Here is an 11,624-nt window from a genome sequence, read left to right on the forward strand (position 1 = left end):
GAGGCACCCGACAGGCCCTCCCCTCCCCAGGGAGGGGAGGGCCAACGGAAGAGGTGAGCGATGAGACGCGTCTCCCGCCGCGGTGATGTCGGGGCTGCGCTGCTGCTCCTCCTGCTGGACGCCGTCCTGCTCGTCGTTCTGCTCTTCGGGGTCCTCGTCTCAGGGGGCCTGACGGGCAGTCCGGACCGGGCCGCGGCCGGCCGTGAGGCCTCGCGGGCCGCACTGGTCTGCCTGGCCGTCCTCCTGCTTTCCGGCGGCATCGCCGCCGCCGTGCGGGCCTGGACCACCGCGGCGGTTCAGGTGATCGTGCTGGGCGGCGGCGCAGCCGTCGCCTGGGCGGGATTCGTCTCCTGACACGCCAGCGCGCTCCCCGGCACGGCTGCCGGGGAGCGCGGTTCTCGGGCGTGGGCCGGACGGATCAGCGCCGGGCCATGCCCGGGACTGCCGAGAGCATGTCGGCGTCCTGCCGGAGGATCGCACCCTCCAGTGTGGTCAGCCTCGGTCCCGGGTAGATGCCGAGCTCGTCGGTCAGCGTGTTCCTGGCCCTGCGGAAGACGGCGAGCGCGTCGGCCTGACGTCCGGAGAGATACAGCGCCTGCATCAAATGCGCGTACAGCTCTTCCCGGAGCGGGTGAAGCACTATGAGGTCGGTGAGTTCCCCAATGGCCTCCTCGTATTCGCCCAGCGTTATCTCCAGGCAAATGCGTTGCTGGAGGGCGGTGACGCGCTCCTCTTCCAGCCGGGCGGCGCGGGTCTGCAACGCGCTGCTCGATATCGTGGCCAGAGCCGGGCCACGCCAGAGGGCGAGCGCGTCCCTGACCAACTCCAGCGCCTCCTCCTTGAGACCGGCACGGACCAGCTTCTTCGCCGTCGCGACGTTACGCCGGAAGATATCGCTGTCGATCTCGCAGTGAGCGGGGTCCAGCTGGTAACCGGAGGCCGTCGACAGGACGGTTTCCTGCGGCACCCCGGCCGTGGCCAGCGAGCGGCGGATCATCCATACACTGGTCTGCAGCTGGCCCGGGGCGGTCCTTGGGGGGTTCTCACCCCAAAGGTGGCCGATGAGTTCGGGCGTGCTGACTGCTCTGCCCGACACAAGTGCAAGGGCGGCGATGACCCGGAGCTGTCGTTGTCCGGCCAGTGGAACTGCCACGTTCCGGTGAAACATGGAGACCGGACCCAATATACGAATCTGCACGCCGACCACAGGGATTCTCCCGTTCTGCCTGTTCATGGCTGACTTCCCCCACCATGAACTGCTGAGTTTTCGCACGCAATGTTTTGAATGCACTGGTCCGTGAAGCGAAAGCGGCGGTCATGGTTTCGGCCACTACGCGCGTAGCGGGGCCCTGTCCTATCGATTCGGGACAGTAATCAGCCATCCAGGCTTCGTCAACGACGCCTGGACGGGTGCGGCTGAAAACTGTCGTGCCCGGGAGAGCGAAAGGCGCCCTGCGAAAAATCGGGGATAACGTCGGCGGGCACACAGCGGCCTGGCCTGCATGATCACGAATTGCACGGAGTAATCACCGGGCGCCGGGCACCCGGGGGCGAGGCGCGGCACGACCCCCGACACGTCAAGCCACGGCGGAAGATGTGCGTCCGCCGTGAAGAGCATGAGGGCCGCGTGTGACGAGTGGGGTTACTCAGCGCACTGTTCCGGACGCGGAACCGCCGCTTCACTGGTCTAGTCCAGTGATGGCGCAAACCTTACGCCAAGGAGACCGCGTGCCGGTTGGACATGGAAGGCCGGCCACCCCCGGAGTCCGGTTCACCACCGCCGGACGGGTCCACGCGCCCTGAACGCGCCACAGAGAAAGACCACTTGAGGCTCCCCGCGGGCGCGACCGCCTGGAGAGCCGGGCGCCACGAACCCTTCGGGCCCGAGCGGCTTCGGACCTCTGGGACTCAGGCAGGCGGGAGACCCGTGACGTCGAAAAGCTCCAGGTGCCGGGGCGCCAGCACGCGCGTCCCACCTTCGGGTGCCGCGCGCTCGGCAGCCCGCGCCAGCGCCGTCACCGCGTCGGGAGAGGCGGTACGAGCGATCCCCGAGTCGCCCAACGGGGTCACCATGTCGTCGTGATGGCAGGGCAGAAGCACGGGCGGCGCCCCCAGCGCGGCCAGCAGCCGGTCCGGGTACCCGTGGACGGCGGAGTGACCACTCATCCCGATCACCGCCACATCGGGCCGCGCACCCGCCAGTTCCCGCTCCGCGACGTTGCTGGTGCCGGTCAGCAGGACGGACGGACCGCCCTCGACCGACACCTGGAAAGCCAGCGTGCACCCCTCCACCAGGTCGCCCAGGGTCCGGGGCCGCGGCGGGACCTCGCCCCGCGTCCCGGCGGCGAAGGACGAGTAGTCCTGCTGCCTGCTGTGCAGACTGCGGAACACCTCCACGCTGTAACCGTCGAACTGCAGGTGGTCGCCCCCGCTCACCGCCACCACGTCCGCCATGCGGTGCCCGGGGGTGCCCATCGCGGCCAGCAGGTGACGTGACGTGGTGTCGCAGAGCGTCCGGACGCGTCGCCCCTCCCAGGCCGGCCTGGACAGGAGGTGCGGCACGTCGGCGAGGTGGTCGAAGTGTCCGTGACTGATCAGGATCAGCTCGGGCACCCCGGCCAGGGCCGTCTCCGCGACGTGTTCCACCGCCTCCGGATCCAGGCGCAGCGGAAGCGCCGCGTCGAGGGCGCCGGCCTCGTCGGCGTACGGCATCCGGCTCAGATACGGGTCGAAGAGCACGCTGCGGCCCGCGAAGGACAGCTCCCAGCCGGCCACACCCAGCCAGCGCAGGCCGAGCGAGGTGCCCTTCCGCTGCCGCCGGGGGTGCGCGGCGGGAAGCGGGGCGGCGCCGCCGACCAGCAGCCCCGCCGCCCCGGCGCCCAACGCGCCCTGGAGGACCGACCTACGCGACTGACCCATGCGCCACCTCGTTCACATTGTGCTGACCACCCGTCACCCTACGGAGTGGAGGCGGCGGAGCGGCACATTTGAGTCAGCGGCGGGCCGTTGCGTGGCGGCTCAGGTGGTGTACTCGGAGTTCAGCCGGACATACCCCTCCGTCAGATCGCAGCCGTAGACGGTGAACTCCCCCTCCCCGATTCCCAGTCCGATACCGATCAGCACCTCGCTGCCGCGCATGTGCTCGGCGACCGTCGCCCGCAGCTCGGCGTCACCGGGGCCGTCGGAGCTCTGCGGATAGACCAGGGTCCCGCCGAACCGGACGGTGACGTTCTCCGGGAGGATGTCGGTGTCGTCGGTGCACTTGCCGATCGCCATGTTCACCCGGCCCCAGTTGGGGTCGCTGCCGTGCACGGCGGTCTTGACCAGGGGCGAGTTGACCACGGTCTTGCCGACGCGCTTGGCCTGCGCCGCGTCCCGGGCACCGGTGACCCGCACCTCGATGAGCTTGCTGGCGCCCTCGCCGTCGGAGGCGATGTTCTTCACCAGGGCCAGCGCCACCTCGTGCAGCGCCTCCTCGAACTCCGCCGGGTCCACGTCGCCGGCCAGCCCGTTGGCGAACAGGACCGCCGTGTCGCTCGTCGAGGTGTCGGTGTCGATGGACACCGCGTTGAACGTCCGGTCCATGACGCTGCGGAAGATCCGGTCCTGCACGTCCTGGGGCAGTCGGGCATCGGTGGCGAAGAAGGTCAGCAGGGTCGCCATGTCGGGCTCCAGCATCCCCACACCCTTGGCGATGCCGACGAGCGTCGCGCCGCCGCACCGCACCCTGACCTCCTTGGGCCGGGTGTCGGTCGTCATGATGGCCCGCGCCGCCCGGTCGAACCCTCCCTCGGGGAAGGGCCAGGAGAGCGTCTTGATGTGCGTCCGGATCTGCTCCATCGGGTACTGGAGGCCGATCACGCCGGTGGAGGCGATCAGCAGTTCGTCGGCGGAGAGCCCGGTGGCGGCGGCCACCGAGTCGCGCAGCTCGCGGGCGTTGCGCTCACCCTCCGGGCCGGTGGCGACATTGGCGTTCCGGGCGACCACGACGACGCCTCGCGCCTTTCCGTCGGCCGCCGCCGCCCGGCTGAGCACCACGCTCGGTCCGGAGAAGCGGGACTTGGTGAACACCGCGCTGACCTGGGTGGGCACGGTCGAGACCAGCACCGTGAAGTCGTCCCGTCCGTCGTCCGAGAGCCCCACCGGAGCGGTGTGCACGACGAACCCCGCGGGCTCCCGATCGGTCGTTCCGGTCATGATCGCCTTCTTCCTTCTGTGATGTCATTATGCGCTTACCCGTATGCCTATTCATCTATCACAGGTGGCGCGGTCGCAAGGCCCGAACCGGCCCCGGACTGCCTCGAAGTGCACTACAGAGCGGTCGGATAGGAGCTGGAGAGGCGGTGGAGAGAGCCCACCGGCACGGTGACGGCAATCCGCTTCCCGTCGACATCCTGGAGACGACGCCGTATGTCCCGTGTTTCGACCAAGCCCAGTGGCAACCCGACGGCCGCACACGCACTGCTCAAGCGTCTCCACGAGCACGGAGTGGAGACCGTGTTCGGCGTCGTGGGCCGCGAAGCCGCCTCCATCCTCTTCGACGAGGCGCCGGGGATCGACTTCGTTCTGACCCGGCACGAGTTCACCGCCGGTGTCGCCGCCGACGTCCTGGCCCGCATCACCGGCCGGCCGCAGGCCTGCTGGGCGACGCTCGGCCCCGGCATGACGAACCTCGCCACGGGTGTGGCGACCTCCATCCTGGACCGCTCGCCCGTCATCGCACTGGCCGCGCAGTCCGAGTCGCACGACATCTTCCCCAACGACACGCACCAGTGCCTGGACTCCGTGTCCATCATGCGCCCCATGACGAAGTACGCCGTCGAGCTCCAGCGCCCCGACGAGATCACCGACCTGGTGGACTCCGCCGTCGCCGCCGCGATGACCGAGCCCGTCGGACCCAGCTTCATCTCCGTCCCCGTCGACCTGCTCGGCGCCGACGTCGACGCCTCGGTCACCCACCCGGCGGCGCGGACCCCCGCCAAGCCGGTCGGCGTCGTCCAGGCCGGCTGGGAGGCCACCGCCGACGAGGCCGCCGCCCTGGTCGCCGGTGCGGAGCACCCGGTGTTCGTCGTGGGAGCGGCGGCCATCCGCTCCGGCGCCGTCCCCGCCATCCGGGCCCTGGCCGAGCGCCTGGACGTCCCCGTCATCACCACGTACATCGCCAAGGGCGTCCTGCCGCACGGCCACGACCTGAACTACGGCGCCGTCACCGGATACATGGACGGCATCCTCTCCTTCCCGGCCCTGGAGACCCTCTTCGGCCCCGCCGACGTCATCGTGACCCTCGGGTACGACTACGCCGAGGACCTGCGCCCCTCGATGTGGGACCGCGGCGGCGAGAAGAAGACCGTCCGCGTCTCCCCGACGGTGAACCCGGTCCCCCGGGTCTACCGCCCGGACGTCGACGTCGTCACCGATGTGCTGGCCTTCGTCGAGCACCTGGACGCCGCCACCGCGGAGGTCGCCAAGAAGACCCCGCACGACATCACCCCGCTGCGTGAGCGCGTCGCCGAGTTCCTGGCCGACCCCACCGAGTACGAGGACGGCATGCGGGTCCACCAGGTGATGGACTCCATGAACACGGTGATGGAGGAGACCGCCGCCGCCGGCGAAGGCACGATCGTCTCCGACATCGGCTTCTTCCGTCACTACGGAGTGCTCTTCGCCCGCGCCGACCAGCCCTTCGGCTTCCTCACCTCGGCCGGCTGCTCCAGCTTCGGCTACGGCATCCCCGCGGCGATCGGCGCCCAGATGGCCCGCCCCGGCCAGCCCACCTTCCTCATCGCGGGCGACGGCGGCTTCCACTCCAACAGCGCCGACCTGGAGACCATCGCCCGGCTCGACCTGCCCATCGTGACGGTCGTCGTCAACAACGACACCAACGGGCTGATCGAGCTGTACCAGAACCTCGGCCACCAGCGCTCCCACGACCCGGCCGTCAAGTTCACCGGGGTCGACTTCACCGAACTCGCCCGCGCCAACGGCGTCGAGGCCGTCAAGGCCGGCTCCCGCGAGGAGCTGCTCGCCGCCCTGCGCAAGGGAGCCGAGCTCGGCCACCCGTTCCTGATCGAGGTCCCGGTGAACTACGACTTCACCTCCGGCGGCTTCGGTGCCCTGAGCATCTGATCATGGCGCACACACTCCCCGCGGCCACGGGGTTCCTGGTCTCCGCCCATCAGGGCGGGGACCGGGGCCCCCGGCCCGTCTTCGCCACCCGGGGCTCCCACGAAACCGTGGCAGAAGCCCTCCGCACCCAGACCCTGAACGCCGTACTCGTGCACTCGGGTTCGGCCGGGGACGCCGTGGCCCGCTCCGGGGACACGGCGCTCGTCCTGGCCGGCGAGCTCTACAACCGGGAGGAACTGCTCACCCTCCTCCCGGCCGGCACGGACGCCCGCACGGACGCGCAGGTGCTGCTCGCCCTGCTGGGCGTCTACGACCTGCACGCGTTCCGGCTGCTCAACGGCCGGTTCGCGGCGGCCGTGGCCCTCGGCGACCGGGTGCTCCTGGCCACCGACCACGCGGGCTCCGTGCCGCTCTACACCCTTCCGGCGCCCGGCCGGGTGCTCGCCGCCACCGAGATCAAGGCCCTCGTCCCGGCGACGGCCCAGGCGCCGCCGTCCGGGCGGCCCGTCGCCGACGCGCGCCGGGTCCGCCGGGTGCCCGGCGTCCACCAGGTGCCCGCCGGCACGGTCCTCGACCTCGACGTACGCACCGGTACGGCCGTGCCCACCAGGACCTGGACCCCGCCGGTGTCCCGGCGGATCCTGCCCGAGGCGGAGGCCGCCGGCGCCGTGCGCGAGACGCTCGAACGGGCCGTCCGGGCCCGCACGGGCGGCACCACACCGCTGGTGGTGCTCTCCGGAGGAATCGATTCTTCCGGCGTCGCCGCACTCGCCGCCGCGCACACCGACGGCCCGCTGGACACGCTGTCCATGGGGACCGACACCTCGGACGAGTTCGCCGAGGCCCGCGTGGTCGCCACCCACCTCGGCTCCGCCCACCGGGAGATCACCGTCCCCACGGCGGACCTGCTCGGCCAGCTCCCGTACGCGATATGGGCGTCCGAGTCCGTCGACCCGGACATCATCGAGTACCTGCTGCCGCTCACCGCCCTGTACCGGGCGCTCGACGGGCCCGCCCGCCGCATCCTCACCGGCTACGGGGCCGACATCCCGCTCGCCGGCATGCACCGCGAGGACCGGCTGCCCCAGCTCGACACGGCCGTGGCGTTCGACATGGCCACCTTCGACGGGCTCAACGAGATGACCCCGGTGCTCTCCGGCATCCAGGGACACTGGTCCACCCATCCGTACTGGGACCGCGACGTACTGGACCTGCTGGTGCCGCTGGAGGCCGGGCTGAAACGCCGCCACGGCCGCGACAAGTGGGTCCTGCGCGAGGCGATGAGCGCCCTGCTGCCGCACGAGACGGTCACCCGGCCGAAGCTCGGCGTGCACGAGGGGTCGGGGACGACGTCGTCCTTCAGCCTCCTCCTCATGGACGCCGGGGTGCCGGAGGCCGACATCCACCGGGCCAAGTCCCTGGTGGTGCGGGAGATCTTCGACCGGGTGGTCGTCGAGGGGCTGCCGCCCGCCGAGGTGAGCACCGCCGACGCCGTGCACCGGGTGTCCGCACGGCTGAAGGAGAGCGAGTGAACCGCCTCAGCCCCCGTCCCGGCCGCTCGCGGCCCTACCGACAGGAGGGATGACGTCGTGGAGCGTGTCGACACCGCGATCTCGCCCCGTTACGCACAGATCCCCACCTTCATGCGCCTGCCGCACGACCCGCAGCCCAGCGGCCGCGACGTCGTCGTCATCGGCGCCCCGTACGACGGGGGCACCAGCTACCGGCCGGGGGCCCGCTTCGGCCCGCGCGCCATCCGCAACGAGTCCGGCCTGATCCACGGGGTGGGCATCGACCGGGGACCGGGCACGTTCGAGCTCATCGACTGCGTGGACGGCGGGGACATCGACCTCACCCCGTTCAACATGCACATCGCGATGGAGACGGCCCACCGCCATCTGCGCGGGATCCTCCAGGACAACGCCGCGTTCCTGATGCTCGGCGGCGACCACTCCATCACCCTGGCGGCCCTGCGCGCTGTGGCCGAGCAGCACGGCCCCGTCGCCGTGGTCCATCTCGACGCCCACTCCGACACCAACCCCGCGTTCTACGGGGGCGAGTTCCATCACGGGACCCCCTTCCGGCACGGCATCGACGAAGGGCTCATCGACCCCCGTCGGACGGTGCAGATCGGGATCCGGGGGCACAACCCCCAGCCGGACTCGCTGGACTACGCCCGCGGCAAGGGGGTGCGGGTCGTCACCACCGACGAGTTCGTCGAGACCGGTGTCGCCGGGACGCACGCCCTCATCCAGGAACTCATCGGCGACCGCCCCGTCTACGTGTCGGTCGACGTCGACGTCGCCGACCCGGCCTTCGCCCCGGGCACCGGCACCCCCGCGCCCGGCGGGCTGTCCTCCCGCGAGGTCCTGGCCCTGCTGCGCTGCGTGGGCGAGCTGCGGCCGGTCGGCTTCGACGTCATGGAGGTCTCACCCCTCTACGACCACGCCGGGATCACGTCCGTCCTGGCGACCGAGATAGGCGCGGAGCTGCTCTACCAGTACGCCCGCGCTCACATCAAAGGAAGGAACGACGCGTGACCGTCATCGACTGCTCCGAACTCCGCGACGAACTCCTGGAACTCGCCTCGCGTCTGCCCGCGGTGCCGCGCGCGGACCTCCCGGCCTTCCTGGAGGCCGCCAAGGCGGCGTCGGGCGACCTCCCGGCCTCGATCGCCGAGGCGCTCGACGCCTTCAACACGTCCGGCAACGTGGACGGTTACCTCCTGCTGCGCGGCCTGCCCGTCGAGTCGGAGGACCGGCTGCCGCGCACCCCCGAGTCCACCCCGGCGCCGGCGGAGCGCCCCCTGCTCACCATGGAGGCGATGCTCGGCATCGTCGGCCGGCGGCTCGGCCTGCACACCGGGTACGGGGAGCTGCGCAGCGGCACCGTCTACCACGACGTGTACCCCTCCCCGGGAGCGCACCACCTGTCCTCGGAGACCTCCGAGACCCTGCTCGAATTCCACACGGAGATGGCGTACCACCAGCTCCAGCCCAACTACGTGATGCTCGCCTGCTCCCGCGCCGACCACGAGCGCAGGGCCGCGACCCTGGTCGGTTCGATCCGCAAGGCGCTGCCGCTGGTGCCGGAGGGCTTCCGCAGCCACCTCTTCGACCGCAAGGTGCCCTGCTGCGTCGACGTCGCCTTCCGCGGCGGCATCGAGGACCCGGGCGCCATCGCCGAGGTGAAGCCGCTCTACGGCGACTCGGCCGATCCGCTGCTCGGTTACGACCGGGAGCTGCTGGCCCCCGAGGACCCGCGGGACGTCGAGGCCGTGGAGTCGCTGTCCAAGGCGCTGGACGAGGTCACCGAGGCCGTGCACCTGGTCCCCGGCGACGTCCTGATCATCGACAACTTCCGTACGACGCATGCCCGTACGCCGTTCACACCGAGGTGGGACGGTGCTGACCGGTGGCTGCACCGCGTCTACATCCGCACCGACCGCTTCGGACAGCTCTCCGGCGGCGAACACGCGGGTGACGTGGTCACCTTCACCCCGCGCGCCTGACGGCATCCTCCACGGCCCGGCGGGCCGGTGGTGCTCCCCGACGATGCGGGGCGCCACCGGTCCGCCCGTCGTGCTGCCCGCCACCTGCCGCTCTCGGCTCACTCTCCCGCCGCTCTCCGTGGTGCCCCGGCGACGGGGAGCAGCGGTTAGCGTGTCGGAGGGATGGCCGGAGACGGTCCGGTCACGGAAGAGATATCCGCAGCGGACGAGGAGACAGCGCCAAGTGTCTGACCCCACCTTGCAGCAGATGGCACGTCATGACCGCGCGAGGAGTCGCGGACCACGCAGAGGACCGGTGCTCGGCGTGGCGGTGGCCGTCGTACTGGCTGCGGGCGCGGGCTGGTGGGGGTACCGGGCCTGGTCCGGGGACGGGACGGAGACGGACCCCGAGGTGGTCGCCGCCACCGAGCGGCTCCAGTCGTTCCTCGACGGGTGGGCGGCGGGCGAGGCCACGAAGGCCGCGGCCCTCTCCGACTCGCCGGAGAACGCCGAGTCCCTGCTGACCTCGGTGATGACGAACCTGAAGCCCACCAAGGCGGAGCTGTCGGCGGGCGACGGCAGGAAGAACGACAGGGGCGAGGTGACCGTCCCCTACACCGCGCGGTTCACCGTCCCCGCGGTCGGGCTGTTCAGCTACGAGTCCGAGGCGACCCTGACCGAGAAGGCGGAGCAGTGGACCGTGGAGTTCAACTCCCCGATGATCCACCCCCGGCTGAAGCCCGGGCAGACGCTCGCACTGAAGACGGTGGCCGAGCGGGCCGCCGTGCTCGACAAGAACGGCGACGACCTCCAGGCCGCCTCGCTGCGCGGCTCGGTCGACGAAAAGGGCAAGGGCACCTTCGGCCTCGAAGCGCGCTACGACAAGCAGTTACGGGGCGGCGCGGGCGCGGCGACCAGTGAGGTGGTCATCGCCGACCGGCAGTCCGGCCATGCCGAGGCGTCCCTCACCAAGAGCTCCGCGAAGCCGGGCACACCGGTCAGGACCACCATCGACCCCGAGGTGCAGGGCGCCGCGGCGGCGGCCATGGAGGGTCTGAAGGTGAACGCGGCACTGATCGCCGTGGAGCCGTCCACCGGTAACGTCCTGGCCGTCTCCAGCCGTCCCGCAGGCGGCCTGAACCGGGCGCTGGCCGGGCAGTACCCGCCGGGGTCGACGTTCAAGGTGGTGACGGCCGCGGCGATGCTGAAGGCGGGCGTGAAGCCGTCCGACGTCGTGGAGTGCCCCAAGTTCGCGCATGTCGACGGGCAGCGTTTCGAGAACCAGAACCAGTTCACACTCCCGGCGGGATCGACCTTCAAGGACTCCTTCGCGAAGTCCTGCAACACGATGTTCGTGGAAAACCGCGCGAAGGTGGGTGGCTCCGCCCTGCACGACGCGGCGGAGGCGTTCGGGATCGGCGGCGTCTGGGACGTGGGCGACTCGACGTACGACGGATCGGTCCCGGTGAGCACGTCGGACAACGACCTCGCGGCGTCCACGATCGGCCAGGCCCGGGTGCAGGCCTCTCCCCTGGTGATGGCGTCGATCGCGGCGACGGTGAAGGAGGGTGCCTTCAAGCAGCCGGTGCTGGTCCCCGACGCGGTCAAGAAGAAGCACGAGGCGACGGCGCGGCTCGACCCTTCGGTGACCGGCGACCTGCGCGACATGATGCGGGCGACGGTGACGTACGGAGCGGGCAGCGCGCTGGCGGGTATCCCCGGGGAGCCGCATGCCAAGACCGGGACCGCTGAGTTCGGCGAGGAGAAGCCGCCGCGCACCCACGCCTGGATGATCGGCTATCAGGGCGACAGCGACCTGGCGTGGTGCGTGATGCTGGAGGACGGCGGGTCCGGCGGCGCCGACGCGGGGCCGGTGGCGGCGAAGTTCCTGAAGGGCCTGACGGACGCGGGCTGACACCCGGGGGCGTCCCCGCGTGCTCTGACACCCGGGGGCGCCCCCGCGTGCTCTGACACCCGGGGCGCCCCCGCCACGCTGACATCGGGACCC

Annotated in this window: 9 protein-coding genes; 6 read left to right on the plus strand and 3 right to left on the minus strand. The window is 71.0% G+C overall.

Annotated features, from left to right (window positions below):
* The first annotated feature begins 60 nt into the window (after nt 1-60).
* Complete coding sequence (locus tag ACFUNE_RS24940) at nt 61-354, plus strand: transporter (RefSeq protein WP_383572163.1); 294 nt, start codon at nt 61-63, stop codon at nt 352-354.
* A gap of 64 nt (nt 355-418) precedes the next feature.
* On the opposite strand, the gene ACFUNE_RS24945 is transcribed toward ACFUNE_RS24940, so the two are convergent.
* The 3 genes from ACFUNE_RS24945 to argJ form a co-directional block, all read right to left on the minus strand.
* On the minus strand, nt 419-997 hold the full coding sequence (locus ACFUNE_RS24945) for a BTAD domain-containing putative transcriptional regulator (RefSeq protein WP_383572166.1): 579 nt from the start codon (nt 995-997) through the stop codon (nt 419-421).
* A gap of 911 nt (nt 998-1,908) precedes the next feature.
* Complete coding sequence (locus tag ACFUNE_RS24950; protein ID WP_383572169.1) at nt 1,909-2,919, minus strand: MBL fold metallo-hydrolase; 1,011 nt, start codon at nt 2,917-2,919, stop codon at nt 1,909-1,911.
* 99 nt (nt 2,920-3,018) lie between these two features.
* Nucleotides 3,019-4,197 carry a bifunctional glutamate N-acetyltransferase/amino-acid acetyltransferase ArgJ gene (argJ, locus tag ACFUNE_RS24955; RefSeq protein WP_383572172.1) on the minus strand — a complete coding sequence of 393 codons (1,179 nt, stop codon included), beginning with the start codon at nt 4,195-4,197 and terminating at the stop codon, nt 3,019-3,021.
* Between the two features lie 213 nt (nt 4,198-4,410).
* Between argJ and ACFUNE_RS24960 the strand changes: the two genes are divergently transcribed.
* The 5 genes from ACFUNE_RS24960 (at nt 4,411) to ACFUNE_RS24980 (ending at nt 11,531) form a co-directional block, all read left to right on the plus strand.
* Nucleotides 4,411-6,126 carry a thiamine pyrophosphate-binding protein gene (locus ACFUNE_RS24960; RefSeq protein ID WP_383572175.1) on the plus strand — a complete coding sequence of 572 codons (1,716 nt, stop codon included), beginning with the start codon at nt 4,411-4,413 and terminating at the stop codon, nt 6,124-6,126.
* Nucleotides 6,126-7,658: an asparagine synthase-related protein gene (locus tag ACFUNE_RS24965; protein ID WP_383572299.1), complete on the plus strand. Its 1,533-nt coding sequence runs from the start codon at nt 6,126-6,128 to the stop codon at nt 7,656-7,658. Before ACFUNE_RS24960 ends, ACFUNE_RS24965 begins: the two co-directional genes overlap by 1 nt.
* Before the next feature lie 57 nt (nt 7,659-7,715).
* Nucleotides 7,716-8,666, plus strand: a complete 951-nt coding sequence (gene speB / locus ACFUNE_RS24970; protein WP_383572178.1) for an agmatinase — start codon at nt 7,716-7,718, stop codon at nt 8,664-8,666.
* The gene (cs1, locus tag ACFUNE_RS24975) at nt 8,663-9,637 is read left to right on the plus strand and encodes a clavaminate synthase Cs1 (RefSeq protein ID WP_383572181.1); all 975 of its coding nucleotides are present in this window, start codon (nt 8,663-8,665) and stop codon (nt 9,635-9,637) included. Before speB ends, cs1 begins: the two co-directional genes overlap by 4 nt.
* 223 nt (nt 9,638-9,860) lie before the next feature.
* Nucleotides 9,861-11,531 carry a penicillin-binding transpeptidase domain-containing protein gene (locus ACFUNE_RS24980; protein ID WP_383572184.1) on the plus strand — a complete coding sequence of 557 codons (1,671 nt, stop codon included), beginning with the start codon at nt 9,861-9,863 and terminating at the stop codon, nt 11,529-11,531.
* Nucleotides 11,532-11,624: the final 93 nt, after the last annotated feature.

The organism is Streptomyces sp. NPDC057287 (genome assembly GCF_042667905.1).
Taxonomy (GTDB): domain Bacteria; phylum Actinomycetota; class Actinomycetes; order Streptomycetales; family Streptomycetaceae; genus Streptomyces.

Bases quoted from the DNA above. Each gene is read 5' to 3' on its own strand.
- ACFUNE_RS24940 (WP_383572163.1), top strand. From the start codon at position 61: ATGAGACGCGTCTCCCGCCGCGGTGATGTCGGGGCTGCGCTGCTGCTC.
- ACFUNE_RS24950 (WP_383572169.1), bottom strand. From the start codon at position 2,919: ATGGGTCAGTCGCGTAGGTCGGTCCTCCAGGGCGCGTTGGGCGCCGGG.
- ACFUNE_RS24960 (WP_383572175.1), top strand. From the start codon at position 4,411: ATGTCCCGTGTTTCGACCAAGCCCAGTGGCAACCCGACGGCCGCACAC.
- ACFUNE_RS24945 (WP_383572166.1), bottom strand. From the start codon at position 997: ATGATCCGCCGCTCGCTGGCCACGGCCGGGGTGCCGCAGGAAACCGTC.
- argJ (WP_383572172.1), bottom strand. From the start codon at position 4,197: ATGACCGGAACGACCGATCGGGAGCCCGCGGGGTTCGTCGTGCACACC.